General features: G+C 43.6%; 16 protein-coding genes and 1 pseudogene. 15 read left to right on the top strand and 2 right to left on the bottom strand.

The features are described 5' to 3' along the window. Positions 1-5 precede the first annotated feature (5 nt). Positions 6-809, top strand: a complete 804-nt coding sequence (locus tag HADU_RS02280; RefSeq protein ID WP_004896278.1) for a putative RNA methyltransferase — start codon at positions 6-8, stop codon at positions 807-809. A 71-nt stretch (positions 810-880) separates the two neighbouring features. Here HADU_RS02280 and ponA read toward each other — a convergent pair whose 3' ends face one another. Continuing rightward, a complete protein-coding gene (gene ponA / locus HADU_RS02275) occupies positions 881-3,409 on the bottom strand; it encodes a penicillin-binding protein PBP1a (RefSeq protein WP_008303211.1) in 2,529 nt (842 codons plus the stop codon). A gap of 169 nt (positions 3,410-3,578) precedes the next feature. Between ponA and HADU_RS02270 the strand changes: the two genes are divergently transcribed. From HADU_RS02270 to HADU_RS02205, 14 genes and pseudogenes are all read left to right on the top strand, one after another. Further along, entirely contained in the window at positions 3,579-4,637 is a 1,059-nt protein-coding gene (locus tag HADU_RS02270; RefSeq protein WP_004810013.1) for a pilus assembly protein PilM, read from the top strand. Further along, a complete protein-coding gene (locus HADU_RS02265; protein WP_004896273.1) occupies positions 4,637-5,278 on the top strand; it encodes a PilN domain-containing protein in 642 nt (213 codons plus the stop codon). The genes HADU_RS02270 and HADU_RS02265 overlap by 1 nt, the downstream gene beginning before the upstream one ends. Further along, complete coding sequence (locus HADU_RS02260; RefSeq protein WP_026056744.1) at positions 5,272-5,991, top strand: type 4a pilus biogenesis protein PilO; 720 nt, start codon at positions 5,272-5,274, stop codon at positions 5,989-5,991. Before HADU_RS02265 ends, HADU_RS02260 begins: the two co-directional genes overlap by 7 nt. Continuing rightward, the gene (locus HADU_RS02255) at positions 5,991-6,518 is read left to right on the top strand and encodes a pilus assembly protein PilP (RefSeq protein WP_008303208.1); all 528 of its coding nucleotides are present in this window, start codon (positions 5,991-5,993) and stop codon (positions 6,516-6,518) included. The genes HADU_RS02260 and HADU_RS02255 overlap by 1 nt, the downstream gene beginning before the upstream one ends. A 16-nt stretch (positions 6,519-6,534) precedes the next feature. Further along, positions 6,535-8,700: a type IV pilus secretin PilQ family protein gene (gene pilQ, locus HADU_RS02250; protein ID WP_034592098.1), complete on the top strand. Its 2,166-nt coding sequence runs from the start codon at positions 6,535-6,537 to the stop codon at positions 8,698-8,700. Between the two features lie 36 nt (positions 8,701-8,736). Then, positions 8,737-9,273 (top strand): shikimate kinase AroK, encoded by a 537-nt coding sequence (gene aroK, locus HADU_RS02245; RefSeq protein ID WP_004896271.1) that lies wholly within the window; start codon positions 8,737-8,739, stop codon positions 9,271-9,273. 27 nt (positions 9,274-9,300) lie between these two features. Beyond that, on the top strand, positions 9,301-10,380 hold the full coding sequence (gene aroB / locus HADU_RS02240) for a 3-dehydroquinate synthase (protein ID WP_008303203.1): 1,080 nt from the start codon (positions 9,301-9,303) through the stop codon (positions 10,378-10,380). 13 nt (positions 10,381-10,393) lie between these two features. Next, positions 10,394-11,237 (top strand): annotated as a pseudogene (locus HADU_RS02235) (hypothetical protein). A gap of 461 nt (positions 11,238-11,698) precedes the next feature. Next, on the top strand, positions 11,699-16,174 hold the full coding sequence (gene gltB, locus HADU_RS02230) for a glutamate synthase large subunit (protein WP_171056629.1): 4,476 nt from the start codon (positions 11,699-11,701) through the stop codon (positions 16,172-16,174). A 90-nt stretch (positions 16,175-16,264) separates the two neighbouring features. Beyond that, positions 16,265-17,686: an FAD-dependent oxidoreductase gene (locus HADU_RS02225; RefSeq protein WP_008303191.1), complete on the top strand. Its 1,422-nt coding sequence runs from the start codon at positions 16,265-16,267 to the stop codon at positions 17,684-17,686. Between the two features lie 291 nt (positions 17,687-17,977). Then, positions 17,978-18,568: a LemA family protein gene (locus tag HADU_RS02220; RefSeq protein ID WP_008303190.1), complete on the top strand. Its 591-nt coding sequence runs from the start codon at positions 17,978-17,980 to the stop codon at positions 18,566-18,568. A gap of 19 nt (positions 18,569-18,587) precedes the next feature. Beyond that, on the top strand, positions 18,588-19,706 hold the full coding sequence (locus HADU_RS15970; RefSeq protein WP_008303188.1) for a TPM domain-containing protein: 1,119 nt from the start codon (positions 18,588-18,590) through the stop codon (positions 19,704-19,706). After that, positions 19,700-20,260, top strand: coding sequence for a TPM domain-containing protein (locus HADU_RS02210; protein WP_008303186.1), 561 nt, complete (start codon positions 19,700-19,702; stop codon positions 20,258-20,260). Before HADU_RS15970 ends, HADU_RS02210 begins: the two co-directional genes overlap by 7 nt. Before the next feature lie 63 nt (positions 20,261-20,323). Next, positions 20,324-20,680 carry a hypothetical protein gene (locus HADU_RS02205; protein ID WP_008303185.1) on the top strand — a complete coding sequence of 119 codons (357 nt, stop codon included), beginning with the start codon at positions 20,324-20,326 and terminating at the stop codon, positions 20,678-20,680. Positions 20,681-20,893: 213 nt separating this feature from the next. Here HADU_RS02205 and HADU_RS15590 read toward each other — a convergent pair. Then, a partial coding sequence (locus tag HADU_RS15590; RefSeq protein WP_008303183.1) for a hypothetical protein occupies positions 20,894-21,438 on the bottom strand: 545 nt, incomplete at its 5' end.

Below are 21,438 nucleotides of genomic sequence, written 5' to 3'. Positions count from 1 at the left end.
ATCAAATGAACCTACTCATGTGTCCGGTGTGTCGTGAGCAGTTACGTCTAAATGAACGGACCTGGCGCTGTGACAATCAGCATAGCTATGATGTAGCAAAGCAAGGCTATGTGAATCTACATGTGGTTCAGCATAAACATAGTAAAAATCCCGGTGATACGCCTGAATCAATACAAGCGCGTCGTGCATTTTTAAGTGCAGGTCACTATGCTCCTTTGCAACAAGCAGTGGTACAAAAGATTCGTGAACTGCGTATTGAAAATCTGCTGGATATTGGCTGTGGGGAAGGGTATTACACTGATGCCATGCAACAGGAAGTACTACAGTGTGTAGGCGTGGATATTGCCAAAAATGCGATTCAGGTAGCAGCGAAGCTGAATAAAGAGATTACTTGGGTAGTAGGTACAGGCGCAACTTTGCCTGTATTAGATGAGTCAATAGATCTATGTACCAGCCTGTTTAGCCCGATTCCGAAACAGGAAATTCTGCGTGTACTCAAGCCGAAATCTTATTTAATGGTTGTGACTCCTGCACCACAGCATTTGTATGCCATGCGAGAAGCACTATTTGAAGAAGTGAAACCACACGAGCCACAAAAGTTTGTCGAGCAGTTGCAAGATGCATTTGATTTAGTGAGTGAACAGATTGTTGAAGCGCCTATGAATTTGCCACAAGCAGACTTAAAAAACCTGATTGCGATGACGCCATATGCTTATAAGGCTAAGCCGGAACGCCGTCTGGCACTTGAACAGCAAGAACAATTTGAATTAATGGCACAATACCAGATTTATCTTTTTCAAAAGAAATAATACTGATTATTATCTAAACAATATAAAGCCCTCAATTGAGGGCTTTATATTTGACTGCTTAATCGGGAAAGTTACTGAACCTGTTCAATCAGAGTATCAAGAGAATCCGTTTTCTTTGGCTGCAATGGTTGTTCCTGCGTTGCTGGTGTTTCACCAGGTACAGTCAATTCTTCACCCGGTAGATCTTCAAAATCATTTTGCTCACGTCTAGGTATAACGACTGGGGCTGGACGATACAGTGGGGTGGCCATTGGCGGAGAAGAGCGGTCTTCCTGTACTTCTTCTAAATCCTGATTGATGACTTTAGTACGATTAACTGGGGCTTTGGCTTTACGATCCAGACGCACCCAGGATTCTGGTGTACCTTTTAGCGCATTGGCCATAAAGTCGGTCCAGATTGGCAGGGCAGCTACACCGCCATACTCACGGCGACCTAAAGTTGTTGGCTGGTCAAAGCCGACCCAGGCTACTGTTACCAGCTTACCATTAAAGCCGGCAAACCAGGCATCCTTGGCATCGTTAGTGGTACCTGTCTTACCCCCTAGGTCACTACGCCCAATGCGTAAAGCTGCACGGCCAGTACCGTGCTGGATTACATCACGTAAAATATTAGCCATTTCGTAAGCAGAGCTGGATTTAAGAATACGCTGTGCCTGACGGTAATTGCTATGTTCAGCCGAAACTTTCGGTGCTACTGCTTTGGTTTCCAGTGAGCGGTTATTCATTTCGATCACTTCATCATCTGGCGTCACCACGTCAGCAGATGCAATCGTTTGTTCTTCCTGATTAATACAGGAAATGCAGGCATATTCAGGTTTTGCTTCAAAAATCGTCTTACCATAAGCATCTTCAATACGGCTGATGAAATGCGGCTGGATACGGTAACCACCATTGGCGAAGGTGGCATAACCGGTTGCCATCTGAATAGGCAGTACTTGCGGCGTACCAAGAGCAATGGTGTAGTTGCGTGGAATCTGTTTGTCTTCCAGGCCAAAATCCATTAATAATTGTCGGGTGCGCTCAATCCCCACCGTTTGTAGCAGGCGCACAGAAACGGTATTACGTGAAAGGTATAAGGCACGACGTAAAGGAATCATGCCCAGATAACGACCATCTGAGTTTCGAGGAGTCCATTTACCAATCGTAATAGGCGCATCATTGACCATAGTATGCGGACTCATGCCGCGTTCTAATGCCAGTGCATAAACAAAAGGCTTGATGGTCGAACCCGGCTGACGCCAGCCTTGAATAGCACGGTTAAAAGTCGATTGATAAAAATTATAGCCACCCACCACTGCTTCAATGGCACCATTATTTGGATTGATGGCAATCAGCTGACCTTGGACTTTAGGAATCTGTACCAGTGCCCAGGAAGTTTTTTGTGCATTAGGACGTAAACGGACAATATCTTTCAGTTTAACAATATCTGCCGCACGCTTGGGTGCAGCGCCAACACTATTGGCGTTTCGGTAGCGGCGCGCCCATGACATTCCTGACCAGGGAACGGTGACGGTGGTTCCATCCTGCATTAAGGCTTCAAAACTATTTTGGTTGATTTTAGTGACTTGAGCAGGGTAGGTATTGGCAAAAGGCTGGAATTTTTTTAAGGGTTGATCATTTGCTTCAGCACCGCGCCAGCCATGACGTCGGTCATAAGCTTCAAGGCCTTCTTGTACGGATTGCTCAGCATACGCCTGACGTTGACTATTAATCGTGGTATAGACTTTATAGCCAGAATCGATGGCCTGTGCACCAAAATTCTGGATCAGTTCAGAGCGAACCATCTCTCCGACATAGGGAAACTTATTGCGAGTGCTACGATCCGGCATATCCAGATTGATTGGTTCCGCAATCGCTTGCTGATACTGTGTCTGATTCAGATAACCAAGCTGCAGCATACGTCCTAGAATCCAGTTGCGACGTTCAAGTGCACGTTTAGGATTGTCGACCGGATTGTACTTGGAAGGGGCTTTCGGCAAACCGGCAATCATCGCCATCTGGGCAAGAGAAAGTTCTTCCAGGCTTTTGTTGTAATAGATTTTAGCCGCTGCTGCGATGCCATAAGCATTTTTACCCAAGAAAATTTTATTGACATAGAGGGTTAAAATTTCTTCTTTAGTCAGGTTTTGCTCAATTTTACGTGCCAGGAAAATTTCAGTCAGTTTGCGCTTCAGTGTTCGTTCTGGACTGAGATAATAGTTTTTTGCCACCTGCATAGTGATGGTCGAACCACCGGTCTGTACATCGGAACCAGTGACGCTTTCACTTAATGCCCGGCCCAAGCCTTTAAAACTGATGCCACTATGTTCGAAAAAGCTGGAATCTTCTGCAGCGAGGAAGGCATGAATAAATTCTGGTGGAATCTGATCATATTCCACAGGCACAGAAAGTTTGCCGCCATATTCTGCAATCAATTCTTGATCGGAACTAAATACTTGTAAAGGCTTAAGTAAAGGTGCCTTTTTAAGGATAGACATTTCAGGCAAAGATGGGGCAATATAAAGGTACATGCCATAAAAGCCCATCGGAATTGAGATCATAATTATGATAATGATCAAAAAAAATGGATGAACAAGGCCTGAACTGGATAGCTTTTTCATAACAAGTAAGTTTTAATAAGAGCTAATGGCAAACTAAGTGAGCGGTCAGTATATCCTTTAGATATACATAATGTTAGATGACTTATTGTATCTAGATAAAATTATTAGACCGATTATACCTAGTAGGCTACTTTATTTTTGGGGATAAAAAAATAATAGGAATGATATTGTGCGCAGGTTATATCGTAAGCCAAACAAGGGGTTAATAGGCGTCGACATCAGCTCGACTTCTGTTAAAGTTTTGGAACTCTCTATGAAAAGCGGACGGTACTGGGTAGAAAGCTATGCTTTAGTCCCATTACCAGAAGGTAGTGTTGTTGAAAAAAACATCTTAAATCCAGAAGCCGTCGGTGATGCTTTGGCTCGTGCTATTAACTTGGCCAATACCCAATCTAACCAGGCTGCATTTGCGATTCCTACGTCTATGGCGATCACCAAAACGATCGAAATGGATGCAGATATGACAAGTGATGAACGGGAAGTTCAAATTCGTGAAGATGCCGAACAATACATTCCATTCCCGCTCGATGAAGCCAGCATTGACTTTGAAGTCTTGCCTGATCGATTGTCTAATCCAAATCGTGTCAATGTTCTGTTGGTCGCAACCCGTATTGAAAATGTCGAAGCCCGTTCTGAAGTACTGCAAATCGCGGGGATCACACCCAAGATTGCAGATGTAGAAAGCTTTGCATTGGAAAATGCTTTCAGGGTGTTTGCTGATACTTTACCAATGGGCGTAAATACTGTTGGTATTCTGGATATTGGTCATAGCATGACAACTCTATCAGTCATGCGGAACAACAAGATTATTTATACCCGTGAGCAGGTGTTTGGGGGAAAACAGCTGACTCAGGAAATCCAGAATCGTTATGGTCTGTCTTTTGAAGAAGCGGGACGTGCCAAGAAAACACGTGCATTGCCAGATGACTATGATATTGAAGTCTTGGAACCATTCTTGGATGCTGTGGTACAACAGGCGGCTCGTTCATTGCAGTTTTTCTTTTCATCTTCTCAGTTTAATGAAATTGACCATATCCTGTTGGCAGGGGGGAATGCCAATATTCCGGGTCTGGCAAAATTATTACAGCAAAAGCTTGGTTACCGTGTCACGATCGCGAATCCATTTTTACAAATGGGCTTTTCTCCTCAAATTGATATTAAGAAAATTGAAAATGACGCGTCCTCACTCATGGTTGCATGTGGTTTGGCATTGAGGAGTTTTGATTAATGGCAAAAATTAACTTACTTCCTTGGCGTGATGAGCTCAGGATAAAAAGAAATAACGAATTTGTCGCATATTGCGTCGGGGCCTTGTTGCTAGGGGTAACAGCAGCTGGAGGAAGCTGGTTCTACTATGATCAAAAATTACAGGATCAAGAACAAGCCAACCAACTCATCATCAGTACCAATCAGAATCTGGATGTACAGCTAAAATCTCTGGAAGGTTTACAGGAACAGCGTAATGCGATTGTGGAACGCATGAAACTGATTCAAGGTTTACAAACCCAGCGTCCAATTGCCGTACATCTTATTGACGAGATTGTACGTGTGACACCAAGTGATATGTATATCACCAAATTTGACCGTGTCGGTGATAAGTTCACCATTGAAGGGAAAGCAGCAAGTCCAAATACGGTTGCAGAATTATTGCGTAATCTCGAAGCTTCTACCTGGTACCGTAATGCTTTCATGAATGCATTCCTGGTGGCGGAAGAGAACAAGGACAAGGCGCCAAGCTCTATTATTCCACGTGTTGAAGAATCTTATGGCACATTTACAGTGACAGTGGATCTAGACCAGATTGCTCAACCGGTGCTTTCAGAACAACAGCCGCAAGCGGCTGCAGCAATAGGAGGGGCGACATCATGAGCGAACAATTTGATGAATTAGGTCAGGAAGCTGTTGTTGTACCAAAAAATAAAATGACGGTAGAAAAGTTTTTTCAGCAATTTAATACCCTCGATCCAAATAACTATGGTAGCTGGCCACTGGCTGTAAAGATTACCTGCTGGGTATTTATTGTTTTCCTGGTTTTGATGCTGGCTTATTTCGGTCTGATTCGAGGCAAGATTGAATCAATTACTCAGGCCAATGCACAAGAACAGAATCTGTTAAATGAATTTCGTGAGAAAGATTCCAAACTGCGTAATTTGCAACAATACCAACAGCAACTTCAGGATATGGAAGCAAGCTTTAACCAGCAGCTTGAACAGTTACCAAAGGAAACTGAAATCCCAGGCCTGGTTGAAGATATTAACTTGAGTGGTGTCAATGCCGGACTGAAGTTTAAGAATATCCGTCTTGAACCTGAAGTAAAGCAAGAGTTCTTTATTGAACAGCCAATTTCTATTGAAGCAACGGGTGATTATCATGCCTTTGGTTCATTTGTCAGCGGTATTGCAGGATTGTCTCGTATCGTGACGCTACACGACTTTACGATTACGGGTACTGAAAATAAAGAGAAGAAAACAGATATCCCGGTTGTAGATTATACCTTGAAGGCAAAAACCTATCGTTATGTCGGTAGTGCCAACTCAGCATCGGCAGATACAACAGCTGCGAATAGTCAGGGGGCACAGTAATGAAGATGATCAAAATTGCTTCAGCACTTACTGCCGGATTAATCTTGGCAGGTTGTGAATCACGTATTGATGTGGTCAATCAGGAAATGGCCAATATCCGCAATCAACCAGCATTGCCCATTGAGCCAGCACCCGATTTTGCTCCGGTTGAAACTTTTAGTTATGCAGCACATCAGCTAAAAAGTCCTTTCTTGCCAAGTTCATTGGCAGCAGAACTGAAGATTATGGCAGGGAAACGGGTTTATCCAAACCTATCACGTCAATTGCAACCCTTAGAAAGTTATCCGCTTGAAACTTTGACCATGAAAGGAAGTCTCAAAAATCAGGCTGGACAGATTATGGCTTTAATTAATACGCCAGATGGGGAAATTGAACGTGTACAGCGCGGTAGTTATATGGGACTTAATCATGGTCGGGTGATCCATATCACACCGACACAAATTGATGTGATCGAGATTATTCCAGATGGACGCGATGGCTATGTGGAACGCCCTCGCAGTATGGTCCTAATTGGGCCTGCGCCATAAGTTAAAGGGAATAACAATGAATAAAAGTTTTAAAGAATTTATTTTTGGGGATGCTAATACAATGAATCATGTGTTTCGTCAGTTTTCAATGGGGGCAGTTGCCATTGCTGTAATGCAGGCGGCAAGTGCACAGGTTTCGATGACCAATGTGGTACCAATGCAGATTCCAGGACAAGGTACTGAAATTCGCGTTATGTTTAATGGCTTGCCGCCTCAACCACAAGCTTATCAATTAGAATCACCATCACGTCTGATTCTGGATTTTGATAAAGCACAGCAGAATTTAAAACAAAGCAGTATTGCTGTTGCAACGAAAGAAGCAAGTTCTGTAGATGTGACTTCAGATGCCCAGCGTGCGCGTTTAACTGTTAATCTGGCAGATGCGGGTGCATTTACCACGCGTGTTGAAGGCAATACCTTTATTCTAAAAATCAATTCAACCAATCCAGTTATCCCTGTACAGCCAGTCTTACAACAAAATACTCAAGGTATTACCAATATTGGGTTCCAGCGCGGAGCGAAAGGTGAAGGTCAGGTTGTGATTGATCTGGCGAGTGGTAATACACCGGTTGATGTGCAACAGCAAGGCACCAAAGTTATTGTACGAGCATTAGGCTCCAAGATTCCTACTCATTTAACGCGTCGTCTGAATGTGAATGATTTTGCTACACCTGTTTCGACAGTAGATGCAGTCAACCAGAATGGCTCTGGAGTGATTACCATTCAAACTTCAGATAGCTATGAATACATGGCTTATCAAACCGATAATAAACTGACAATTAGTTTAAAGCGCCCAGAAGAGAAAAATCCATTACGTCCAAAAGCTGCTCAACATTATACTGGTAAGAAAATTTCTTTAGATTTTCAGGATATTGAAGTACGCCGAGTATTACAGCTACTAGCAGATTTTACTGACATTAATATGGTTGCAGCAGACAGCGTACAAGGCAATATTACTTTACGTCTTAAGGAAGTGCCTTGGGATCAGGCTTTAGATATTGTTTTGAAAACCAAGAATTTGGATAAGCGCCGTAATGGGAATGTAATCTGGATCGCGCCTGTATCTGAGCTCATTAAAGCTGAAGAGGAAGAAGCTAAAGCACTTGCACAAAGTGTAAAGCTTGCTCCTATTCAGACAGAGTATATGCAACTCAGTTATGCCAAAGCGGCTGATATTGAAAAGCTCATCACGCAGAATAAAGGGGCCTCAAGTGCCGGTTCTAATACAGGCAGTACAAGTGGAGATGATAAGGAGAGTCTACTGAGTTCACGTGGTTCTATTTCTATTGATGCACGTACCAATACTTTAATTGTAAATGATACTCAGCCTTTTATCGATAAAATCCGTAATATGGTTGACCTGCTTGATGTACAGGTAAAGCAGGTCATGGTTGAAGCACGTATTGTGCGTGCATCGACTGAATTCACCAAAGAAATCGGGGTGAAATGGGGAATTCTTTCTCAGGGCATTACTAATAATAATAATCTATTAGTGGGTGGAAGTGACACTACACTTTGGGATTTGCGTGATCCTCAAGAAAGTGATTTAGGTGGATATACCTATGATATTCAACGCCCAGATAATTTGAATGTTGACTTGGGTGTTGCAAACCCTGCTGGTCGAATTGCTTTTGGCTTGATTAGCTTATCTGACTTTATGTTAGATCTGGAGCTTTCTGCTTTACAAGCAGATGGTTATGGTGAAGTGATCTCAACACCTAAAGTTTTAACAGCAGATAAGCAGGCGGCTAAAGTTTCATCAGGTACACAAATTCCGTATCAATCTTCAGAAGGGGGTGGTGCAAATGCAGTTTCAACTACTGAATTTATTGATGCAACCCTCAGCTTAGATGTAACTCCTAGTATTACACCTGACGGTAAAGTTCAGATGCTGCTCAATATTACCAGTGATACTCCTGGAAACCCGACTCCAACGGGTCAATTAACGATTAATAAAAATCAAATTAGCACTAATGTGCTGGTTGATAATGGAGAAACAGTAGTTTTGGGGGGGATTTTTGAGCAAGAAACACGGAATGGACAAACTAAAGTACCTTTCTTGGGAGATATTCCATATTTAGGTCATTTATTTCGTAGAGATCTTAAATCTGACAATAAGCGTGAGCTTTTGATTTTTGTTACACCTCGAATTGTTAATGACAGTGTTTCAAGAAATCATTAATATATTTTGAAATTAACAAAATGAATAGGTGACTCCTTGCCAAGCAAAGAGTTTGAATCCCTGCCAAATATCTATTTGGTAGGGCCGATGGGGGCGGGAAAGACGACAGTAGGACGGCATTTAGCAGAATTGTTAGGACGGGAATTTCTGGATAGTGATCATGAAATTGAGCGTAAAACAGGTGCAACGATTCCCTGGATCTTTGAAAAAGAGGGTGAGCAGGGCTTTCGTAGTCGTGAAACGGTTGTCATCGATGAGTTAACCTCACGACCACAGTTGGTTTTGGCCACAGGTGGTGGTGCGGTGACTCAGGCGCCTAACCGTGAATATCTGAAACAGCGAGGCATCGTTGTTTATCTCTACACTCCTGTGGAAATCCAGCTCCAGCGAACCTATCGCGACAAAAACCGTCCCTTGTTACAAGTTGAAAATCCGGAACAGAAACTTAAAGATCTGCTGGCAATTCGGGATCCGCTGTATCGGGAAGTCGCACACCATATTATTGAGACCAATCAGGGCGCTGCACGTGATCTGGCACAGCGTATTCTGCATCTCATCCTTCCGAAAAAATAAGCTCAGTAAAAAAGTGGTTACCCCATCATGCAAACCTTACATGTCGAACTCGGTGAACGTCGTTACCCAATTTTTATTGGTAGCGATTTAAATCCTCAGCAGCTGTTAGAACCTTATATTCATGGTAAACAGGTGATGATTGTCAGTAATGATACGGTGGCACCACTATATCTGGAACATTATAAGACAGCCTTGGAAAAACTGGGCAAAACGGTAGCGACCTGTATTTTGCCTGATGGCGAGAAATTTAAGGATATCCAGCATTTAAACCTGATTTTTGATGCATTGCTTGAAGCGGGGTTTAACCGGGATTGTACGGTATTGGCGTTGGGTGGTGGCGTGATTGGTGATATGGCCGGTTTTGCTTCAGCCTGTTTCCAGCGTGGTGTGTACTTTATTCAAGTGCCAACAACTTTGCTTTCGCAGGTGGATTCCAGTGTCGGTGGTAAGACCGGGATCAACCATTCACTTGGTAAAAACATGATTGGTGCCTTCCAGCAGCCACAAGTCGTGCTGGCGGATATGTCCCAGTTATCAACCTTGCCAGATCGTGAATTATCAGCAGGTCTTGCTGAAGTCATTAAATATGCATTACTCGGTGATGAGGACTTCCTGGTTTGGCTGGAAGCCAATATGGAAGGTCTGATTGCTCGTGATGAGCAGTTGCTGGCTGAAGCTGTTTATCGTTCCTGCGCGCATAAAGCCCGTATCGTGGCGAATGATGAAAAAGAGCAAGGTGAGCGTGCTTTACTCAACCTCGGTCATACCTTTGGTCATGCCATCGAGTCTTATCTGGGCTATGGTGAATGGCTGCATGGTGAAGCGGTAGCAACCGGTATGGTCATGGCCGCTGATTTATCACAGCGTATGGGCTGGATTTCCGAAGCAGATCTCGCGCGTACAAAAAAAATCATTTCTCGTGCCAAACTTCCGATTGTTTGTCCTAAAATTCCTCTGGATGATTTCCTGGGATATATGGCACATGACAAAAAAGTCTTAAATGGACAGTTACGTCTGGTATTGCTGGAACAATTAGGACAAGCGATTATCACCCGAGACTTTGATGTAGAATTAATGAAGCAGGCCATTCTGGCCAATCAGGCATAGGTAATTTTAGAAAATGACAGCACTCCATACGCCATGGCAAAAGATTCAGCATTATTTTTGGCTGGTGACTGCGGTAGGCTGTCTTTTTGTTGCGCTCATTTTTTGGGCAATTACAGATAAGGATCAGGTCACTCCTGTAGAGAAAAAGCCTGAAACAGAGGTTGAACTACTGATTCAACCAGAAAAAGTTTCTTCAATGACCCATCTTGGTGCATTAAATGAGGAAGTTCATCCGCTGGATATGACCACACGCACCATTGTAAATGCAAACCATGAAGCCGAGTTTCGTGGTAACAAATATGTTACTCAATTTAAAAATCAGTATGCGATTGAGCTATTTCGGGTCTCTGATGAAATTATTATTAAAAACTTTTTAAGAAAACAGGTAGATCGTAATAAATTCATATACTTGCGTCTGTCAGGCGAAAATATGCCTGAGCAATATGTTTTACTCTATGGTTCTTATAAATCAGCCAATCAAGCAAAGCAGGCACTGGACCATCTGAATATGGATTTGCCAAAATCAGTCAAACCAGCTGTGCAGCAAATTCAGGATTATCAACCTTATGTGAATAACTTAGGTTCTGATGAGCTGACGTCTAACCAGAAACTCTATCAAGTACGATTAAAAAAATGTGCCTCTACCAAAAGTAGAGGAAACAGTAGTTCCTGAACCGCAGAGCCAGCCCTCATCAAATACGCCAAGTACCACCAGTACAACCATTGTTCGTCGTGATCCATCGGGAAATGTGGTAGATGTGCAGAAGTCTGAAAGCACTGTACCGTCAACGCCACGTGCTCAACCTAATGGTCAACAACGTGCTGAAGAACAAGAGATAAGTGATCCTTTTAACTGATACAAATTTGGGTGCGAGCTAAAATAGCGCACCCTGTATGAAAAAATGCTATAAATGTGCGCTTTTGGTGCAAAAAATACACAATAAAAATCATCACTCTGTATCTAATATTTGCTAAATCTTTGTCATTGGTATTGTTTCTGTCTTAGTGCATCAAGTTGGCATGTTCTTTGCTTTATTGGTGCATGAATTGAATTAATCTCCCTGTTTTGGCGCGAAAATGATTCGATGATTATGCGTAAGTGTCATATTTAGTCGTTATTTTTATGTGATTTCTGAGTCTTTTAAACTTTATTTTTCATGCGTATTAATCTGAAAAGGTTTATCTTCAAGGTGTGAAGAAAAGTTTTACTCTGCTAATAGAAATTTCCTCGAAAGTAAATTGGACGCCATCGCAAAGACGGATTTAGATTGTTTAACAGCCCGCCAGGGCTTTGTGATAAGAAGGGTACGCTATGCACATGCCATCGCCTAATAATGTAGCTCCCGCTCAAGGTTTATACCAACCGGATGAGTTTAAAGATAACTGTGGTTTCGGTTTGATCGCCCATATGCAGGGTGATGCAAGCCATGATCTCGTCAAGACCGCAATTCATAGTTTAAGTTGTATGACCCACCGTGGTGGTATTGCCGCAGATGGTAAGACCGGTGATGGGTGTGGTTTGCTTTTGGCAATGCCAAAGGAATTCTTTCGTGAAGAAGCAAAGCGTTTAAGTGATATTACCTTAAGCGAAATTTTTGCTGTAGGTACGATCTTCCTGAACCTGGATCCTGCACTGGCAGCACACGCAAAACAAGTATTAACCAAAGAAATTGAAGAAGAAGGTTGCCGCGTTATTGCATGGCGTGTGGTACCAACCAATAATGGCGCGTTAGGTGAGATTGCGATGCAGTCTTTGCCTGCTTTTGAACAGGTCATTGTTAACTGCCCAATCGGTGTCACTGAGGTTGAATTTAACCGTAAGTTATTCCTGGCGCGTCGTCGTGCCGAGCAGAAACTGACCAATGATCCATACTTCTATGTAACTACCTTATGCTCAACTGTGATTAGCTATAAAGGTTTGATGATGCCAGCAGCAATTGCTGACTTCTATACTGACCTGGCTGATGAGCGTTTGGCGTCACATATTGTGGTGTTCCACCAACGTTTCTCTACCAATACCTTGCCACGCTGGCCATTGGCTCAGCCATTCCGTTATCTGGCGCATAATGGTGAAATCAATACCATTACTGCAAACCGTAACTGGGCGCTGGCGCGTACACCTAAATTCGAAAATCCATTGCTGCCAGGCTTGACTGAACTGAACCCGATTGTTAACCGTACTGGTTCGGATTCTTCTAGTCTGGATAATATGCTGGAAATCCTCATAGGTGGTGGTATGGACCTGTTCCGTGCGCTACGTATGCTGGTTCCACCCGCTTGGCAGAATGTTGAAACACTTGATGCTGACTTACGTGCATTCTACGAATTTAACTCTAAGCATATGGAAGCATGGGATGGTCCTGCAGGCCTAGTCATCCAGGATGGTCGTCATGCGATCTGTATGCTGGACCGTAATGGTTTGCGTCCTGCGCGTTGGGTCGTGACTAAAAATGGTTACATTACCCTGGCGTCTGAGATCGGTGTATGGGGTTATGAGCCTGAAGATGTAGTATCTAAAGGTCGTGTAGGTCCAGGTCAGATTCTGGTTGTGGATACCTTGACTGGTAAAGTATTAGATACTCAGGATGTCAATAACCACCTGAAACGTATGCGTCCATACCGTGAATGGCTGCGTGAAAATTCAGTACGTTTACAGGGTAGCCCTGAGCTGGAAGAATACCTGTGCGATCAAGGCTTAAAAGGCGATAGCCTGAAAGCAGCACAGAAAATGTTCATGGTGACTTTTGAAGAACGTGATCAGTTACTACGTCCAATCGCAGAAAGCGGTCAGGAAGCTGTAGGTTCAATGGGTGATGATACGCCAATGGCCGTGTTATCACGTCAGGTCCGTCACGTTTCCGATTACTTCCGTCAGCAGTTTGCGCAGGTCACTAATCCGCCAATCGATCCATTACGTGAATCGATCGTGATGTCACTGGAAACCTGTTTCGGTCGTGAACAAAATGTATTTGAGCAAAGCCCAGAACATGCAGACCGTTTGATCGTATCCAGCCCGGTGCTGACGAATTCAAAAATGCATCAGATCCGTACCATCGGCCGTAAAGGTTATGAAATTGCGGACATCGATCTGAACTATCCAGAAGCGGAAGGTCTTGAAGCGGCGATCTCACGTATCTGTGAAGAATCTGCCCAAGCGATTCGTGATGGTAAGACTTTACTGGTTCTTTCAGACAAGAAAATTCGTGAAGGCTTCTTGCCAGCCAATGCTGTGATGGTCACTGGTGCAGTACACCATTATCTGATCAATACAGGTCTGCGTACCGATGCGAACCTGATTATCGAAACTGGTTTTGCTCGTGATCCACATCAGTTTGCTGTACTTCTAGGCTTTGGTGCGACAGCGATTTATCCATACCTGGCGTATGACGTGATCAATGATCTGGTCGCGAAAGGTGAATTGCTGGGTGATCCGGTATACGCGCAAAACAACTTCCGTAAGGGTATTGAAAAAGGCTTACTAAAAGTCCTGTCCAAGATGGGTATTTCAACGGTTGCGTCTTATCGTGGCGGTCAGCTGTTTGAAGCAGTGGGCTTATCCAATGAAGTGGTGGATAAATGCTTCATCGGTGTACCAAGCCGTATTCAGGGTGCTACTTTTGTCGATCTTGAAAATGACCAGAAACAGTTGGCGGATATTGCCTGGAAAAACCGTAAACCAATTGATCAAGGTGGCTTGCTGAAATTTGTCTTCGGCAAGGAATACCATGCATTTAACCCGGATGTAATTAACTCGCTGCACAAAGCAGTACGTTCTGGTAATTATGCAGATTTTAAAGAATATGCAGAACTGGTGAATAACCGTCCGATCGCAACGATCCGTGACCTATTCAAACTGAAAACAGACAATTCGATTGCACTGGATCAAGTGGAATCTGTAGAAGAGATCCTGCCTCGCTTTGACTCTGCGGGTATGTCTTTAGGTGCTTTGTCGCCTGAAGCACACGAAGCGATTGCAATTGCCATGAACACGATTGGTGGTCGTTCAAACTCGGGTGAGGGCGGTGAAGATCCAGCGCGTTACGGTACCATCCGTAACTCGAAAATCAAACAAATTGCATCGGGCCGATTTGGTGTGACTCCTGCTTACTTAACTTCGGCAGAAGTCCTGCAAATTAAAGTCGCGCAAGGTGCAAAACCAGGTGAAGGTGGCCAGTTGCCGGGCGGTAAAGTAAACGGTCTCATTGCCCGTTTGCGTTACTCTGTACCAGGTGTAACCCTCATTTCGCCACCACCGCATCATGACATCTATTCAATTGAAGATTTATCACAGTTGATCTTTGATTTAAAACAAGTTAACCCACAGGCGATGGTGTCAGTTAAGCTTGTTTCTGAACCGGGTGTCGGTACGATTGCGGCAGGTGTAGCGAAAGCCTATGCTGACTTTATTACCATCTCGGGCTATGATGGCGGTACAGCAGCATCGCCACTGTCATCTATTCACCATGCAGGTTCACCGTGGGAGTTGGGCTTAAGCGAGGCGCATCAGGCATTACGTGTGAATGACTTACGTGGCAAAGTTCGTGTGCAAACCGATGGTGGCTTAAAAACTGGTTTAGATGTGGTGAAAGCGGCAATTTTAGGTGCGGAAAGCTTCGGCTTTGGCTCAACGCCAATGATTGCCTTAGGTTGTAAATACTTACGTATTTGCCACTTAAATAACTGCGCAACAGGGGTAGCGACTCAACAAGATCATTTGCGTCAGGAACACTATATTGGTGAACCGCAAATGCTGATCAACTTCTTCACATTTATTGCTGAAGAAACTCGTGAATGGTTAGCGGCATTGGGTGTGGCGAGCTTAAAAGACTTGATTGGTCGTACCGACTTACTGGAAATTTTACCGGGTGAAACTGAAAAACATGCACATCTTGATTTAAGTGCCTTGTTAGAATCACACCCTGCAGCAGAAGGCAAAGCGCAATACTGTCAGGTGGAAGGCAATGCACCATTTGACAAAGGCATCTTGGCTGAAAAAATGATTGCAGAGATGCTGCCTGCAATTGAAGCAGGTACAGGGGGCGATTATTACTTTAATGTGAGTAACTGTGACCGTTCAATTGGTGCACGTATTTCAGGTGAAATTGCGCGTCGTTATGGTAACTTGAGCATGGAACATCATCCTGTCAAAGTAAATCTTACGGGTACTGCAGGGCAATCTTTAGGTGTTTGGAATGCAGGTGGTTTGCATATCAAACTTGAAGGCGATGCCAATGACTATGTGGGTAAAGGCATGGCGGGGGGGCGTATTTCCATCTTCCCACCAAAAGGTTCGCCTTTCCAAACGCAGAATACTGCCATTATTGGTAATACCTGTCTCTATGGTGCAACTGGTGGTAAATTATTTGCTGCAGGTACGGCAGGTGAGCGTTTTGCGGTGCGTAACTCAGGTGCTTTCGCTGTGATTGAAGGGGCAGGCGACCATTGCTGTGAATATATGACAGGCGGGATTGTAACGGTATTGGGCAAAGTGGGACATAACTTCGGTGCAGGTATGACCGGTGGTTTTGCTTATGTACTCGATTTAGATAATGACTTCGTTGACCATTACAACCATGAACTCATTGAATTGAACCGTATCTCAACTGAAGCGATGGAAGAACATAAAGCATTCTTGGGACGTATTTTAGATGAACACATTGCCGAAACAGGCAGTGCATGGGCATACAAAATCCGCCATGAGTTTGATTTCTATAGCCGTAAATTCTGGCTGGTAAAACCAAAAGCTGCCAACTTGCAGACTTTGTTGAAAACCACCCAAGCAGATCCACAATAATCCACGACTCACATTCGGCAGGTGTGGATAACTTTAGACTTATACCCAGCGTAAAAGTGAAGTTATCTACACCCACCTACGGAGAAAGACATGGCAGAACGCCTACACAATGACTTTCAATTTCTGGATGTAGCACGCCAAGATCCAGAGAAAAAAGATCTCGATGTCCGCAAAAATGAGTTTGTGGAAATTTATAAACCGTTTACTGCAGAAGTGGCGGCTAATCAGACCCATCGTTGTTTGGGCTGTGGTAACCCCTACTGTGAATGGAAATGCCCTGTGCATAACTACATTCCGAATTGGCTCAAACTAATTTCGGAAGGCCGTGTTTTTCAGGCGGCAGAATTGTGTCATCAAACCAATACGTTGCCTGAAGTTTGTGGACGGGTTTGTCCACAAGACCGTTTGTGTGAAGGTGCATGTACCTTAAATGATGGTTTTGGTGCAGTGACCATTGGCAATGCTGAAAAGTACATCAACGATACGGCTTTTGCCTTGGGTTGGCGTCCAGACATGTCGCATGTGAAATGGACCGATAAAAAAGTGGCGATTATTGGTGCAGGCCCTGCAGGTTTGGGCTGTGCCGATATTTTGGTGCGTAATGGCGTCAAACCAGTGGTCTTTGACAAACGCCCTGAAATTGGTGGCTTGCTGACCTTTGGTATTCCAGAATTTAAAATGGAAAAAGACGTGATGAAACGCCGCCGTGAAATTTTTTCGGGCATGGGGGTTGAATTCCGTTTAAATACAGAAATTGGTACAGACATCACGATTGAACAATTGCTTGCAGATTACGATGCCGTGTTTATGGGCATGGGCACTTATACTTATATGAAAGGTGGGTTTGCTGGTGAAGATTTAGATGGTGTTTATGATGCGCTGGATTTCTTGATTGCCAATGTCAACCGTTGCCAAGGCTGGGAAAAAGACCCTGCAGAATACATTAGTGTTGAAGGCAAAAAAGTGATTGTATTGGGTGGTGGGGATACTGCCATGGACTGTAACCGTACTTCTATTCGTCAAGGTGCGCAGCAAGTCACTTGTGCTTATCGTCGTGATGAAGCCAATATGCCAGGTTCACGCCGTGAAGTGACCAATGCCCGTGAAGAAGGGGTGAACTTCTTATTTAACCGTCAACCCATAGAAATTGTTGGTGAAAATGGTAAGGTCACAGGTGTCAAAGTTGTGACCACGCAATTGGGTGAGCCAGACAGTCGTGGTCGTCGCAGCCCAGAGCCTGTTCCAGGTTCAGAAGAAATTTTAGCTGCAGATGCGGTATTACTTGCTTTTGGTTTCCGTGCTAGCCCTGCAGATTGGTTTGCCTCTGTCAATGTTGGGGTAGACGGTTCAGGTCGTGTAGTGGCAGCAGAACAGCAAACATTTAAGTTCCAAACATCTAACCCGAAAATTTTTGCAGGAGGCGATATGGTGCGTGGTTCTGATTTGGTCGTGACTGCAATTTGGGAAGGTCGTCAGGCGGCAGAAGGTATTTTAGATTATTTAGAGGTCTAAACGAGTTTCTTTTGCTTGGATCTTGAAAGGGCTGAGTTTTAAGGAATTCAGTCCTTTTTTATTGGATATTTTATCCAGCTCATCTTCATGTGGAATACATTGCCATCTCTGATTCATATAAGGTTTAAGAGCTGAAACTTCAATATCAATTCAATCTGCTGTACAAGGTTATTTTTTGATGTAAACAGTTTGGTGATTCGCACGATTAAACAAAATACACAAACACGTCAGAATTTCACGTTAGAATGAAATCATTTCAAACAAATACAAAGAAAATTTAGAGGTTAATTTATGAATTTCACAAAAAAAACGATGCTCGCAGTGGCTTTAACCAGTACTTTGACTTTAAGCGGCTGTGGCTATAACACCTTGCAAGTGAAAGATGAAGCCGTGACTGCTTCTTGGTCAGAAGTCCAAAACCAATATCAACGCCGTGCCGATTTAGTGCCAAACTTGGTGAATGTGGTCAAAGGCTATGCCAAACATGAAGAACAAGTATTAACTGAAGTCACTCAGGCACGTGCCAATGTCGCAGGCTTAAAAGTGGATAAGGCTGTGTTGGAAGATCCTGCGTTATTCCAGAAATATCAGGAAGCACAGGCGCAAATGACCAGTGCCTTATCACGTTTAATTGCAGTGTCTGAAAATTATCCAGACTTAAAAGCCAATGAGCAATTCCGTGATTTACAAGTACAACTAGAAGGCACAGAAAACCGTATTGCCGTGGCGCGTAACCGTTACATCAGCACAGTGCAAGATTTTAACAGCTATGCACGTCAATTCCCGCAAGTGATGACCGCCAAAGTGATTGGTATGGACACCAAACCAAACTTCAGTGCCGAACAAAGCGCACAAACAGCACCGAAAGTTTCGTTTGAATAACGCATAGGAGAATGTCTGGATGCTGCAAATGCACAGCAAGACCCACATGAGTCTAGCGCAGATGCTGCTGCTCATGGCAGTTATGTGTTTCAGCTGCTTGGCATATAGTGAAGTTGCCACTGCAACTGATGAAACCGCCGAAGCTGTGGTGCTGGGTAAAATTGTGCAGCAACAGCATCCTCAAAATGCCAACCCTATCCCAGATCTTGCAAACTCACGCCAGTCTACATCCAGCACTCAGCAAGCACCTATAGAAAAACCCGTTCAGCAACCGCAAATTGCCAATGATATGGCAGAGGGTGAATCTATCCGTGCTTTGCCGACATTGAATCAGCCCGTAGTAGATCAAGCCAATTTGCTCACTGCTGCAGAAAAACAGCAAATCAGCCAGCGGATTTTAAATTTACATCAACACGCCAAAGCGCAAATTGGGGTGGTGATTGTACCGACCACAGGGCAGGAAGATATTTTTGATTTTGCTATGCGGGTCGCAGAACAATGGCAGTTGGGTTCTGCCAAGCAAGATAATGGTGTGTTGATGGCAATTGCAGTCAATGACCGCCGTATTCAAATTTTAACGGGGTATGGTTTAGAGGGCGTGCTGCCCGATATTGTGGTCAGTCGGATTATTAACCAACGCATTACGCCATATTTTAAGCAAGCGCAATATGCACAAGGCATTGACGCAGGCTTGGCAGAAATTGAACGAATTTTAAACCTAGACCCCGAAGTTGCTGCACAGGCGGCGCAAGAACTGAAACAGCGTCAGGAACAAGCTTTGCAAGAACAACAGGCACGTGAAAAAACCTTGAGCACTGCTTTATTTATTTTAATTGCAGGGGTAATTGGCTCACTAATTGTTGGAAAACGCTTAAGTGCTTCAACCGCTGCCGTGGCAGGTACAGTTGCAGGTTTGGTCAATGGTGCAGGCTTAATCACCAGTTTAATGATTGGTGTAGGAATTTTCTTTTTACTCATCACAGCCATTGCACAGACCATTTTCCAAATTTTCTTGTCCTCTGCAGGGCGTGGTGGCGGAGGTGGTGGGGGCGGTTTTGGCGGCGGCGGTTTTGGTGGCGGTGGCTATAGCGGCGGCGGTGGTGGCTTTGGTGGGGGAGGAGCATCAGGATCATGGTAACTACAACAGATACAACAGAAATTATTACTCAACCAAAAATGGACATTGCAGCCCGTCCGAGTGTTAAGCGCTGGCTGAAGCATTTCTTTTATTTACCTGCCACTAAGCGTTTTTTTAATGCGCAAGATCAGCATGCCATTGCAGAAGCGGTGACTGCCGCCGAGCATGGGCATGTAGGTGAAATTCAGGTGGTGATTGAAGGTTGTTTACCCTCGCGGTTGGCGTATGCGGTAGATACGCATACCCGTGCGCGCCAATTATTTGCAGAATTGGGTGTTTGGGATACTGAACTGAACAGCGGGGTGTTGCTGTACCTGAATTTGTGTGAGCGCAAGGTGGAAATTGTGATAGACCGTGGCATTAAAATAGCAACCACTCAACAGGTATGGGATGATGTCTGTACGCATATTGTGCAGGGCTTGGCACAGCAGCAGTATAGGCAGGCAGTGATAACAGGTGTGAAAGAAATTGGTGAAATTTTGGATGCTTTTTATGACCGCCAGTTGCTAGATCGTCAGAATGAATTGAGTAATGCCCCAATTATTTTGGGCTGAGTCGCTTAGGGTAGTTCTATTTTTTAAATCTTTGTGCAACAAAGCCATATTGAGGTGTAAAATATGAGTGTACTCAATGAATATTACGCTGCTTTAGAGCGATTAAAAGCCAACAAACCGATTGTTCTACCGAAAGGCTCTGCCATTAATAACGATACGGTTGCAATGGAGGCTGGACGTAAACGAGGCTCGATTAAAAAGAGCCGTCATGCTGCATTAATTGAGGCAATTGAGCAAGCTGCACAGGCAGCAGGGCAAAATGTTCTTTCGCCTGCCCAGCAAATTGAGCAAGCGAAAATTAAGACCAAGGCGGTGAAAAGTGGTTATGAGCAGCTGAAAGAAGATTATGAAAAACTGCTGGAAAAGTGCAATTCGCTGTTGCTGGAAAATTTTGAGTTGAGGCGGAAAATGTCAGGCTAAAGGGAGTATTTTGCATAAACTGGGACTACCTTACAATGCAGTGCATCTCACCCTACAACAACCCTATATCAATTTTTTTGGTAGGGTGAGGTATATACAGCAAGGTCAATCACCTGATGTAAAACCAATCGCTAAAAATGTCCCTAGATATAAAATCAAATTATTAAATGGTTTAATATTCGACCCTACAAGAGTAGAATACCCCCATAATAATTAACACAAATTACAAAGACACTCATCTCCTGCCATAAATTGTTCGACTTTCCGATTATGATAATTACTTAACCACACATATTTATCTTTGACATCTTGTTGCGTAGCATTGTTAAATGCCTCTTGTATTTTTTTTGCATGTGCAATTAACCATTGTTTTATTGCTATTTTACGTGCATTTTCCATAATCTTATCTTTTTCTTCTCCTGAAGTTGCTTTTCTTTTATTTTCTTGAACTTCAAGCGTGACACCCGTTAGGCTTTCCAAAACAATTCGGATATAATCCAACATCAAATATTTTTCTGTAGTTCCATCTTTTTGTAGTATCTCTACGTATTCAAAGTTTGATGAATATATATTCGTATCACCATAAAGTCTTAAATCGAGATGATTTTCAAAGTACTCATTAAAACTATCTGTAATAACGATTATTGGATAATTCGCTTTTGATTCTGCAAGATATGCTCTTGCTAAACTCTGACTGACTAAGAGATCATTTTCCTTATACCACCAACCAAGATCAACCCACCACGAATAAAAAACCG

Origin of the sequence: Acinetobacter sp. HA (assembly GCF_000264725.1) — a bacterium.
Taxonomy (GTDB): Bacteria; Pseudomonadota; Gammaproteobacteria; order Pseudomonadales; family Moraxellaceae; genus Acinetobacter; species Acinetobacter schindleri.
Note: the sequence above shows the minus strand (reverse complement) of the source record. Positions and strands in the feature narration are given on the sequence as shown.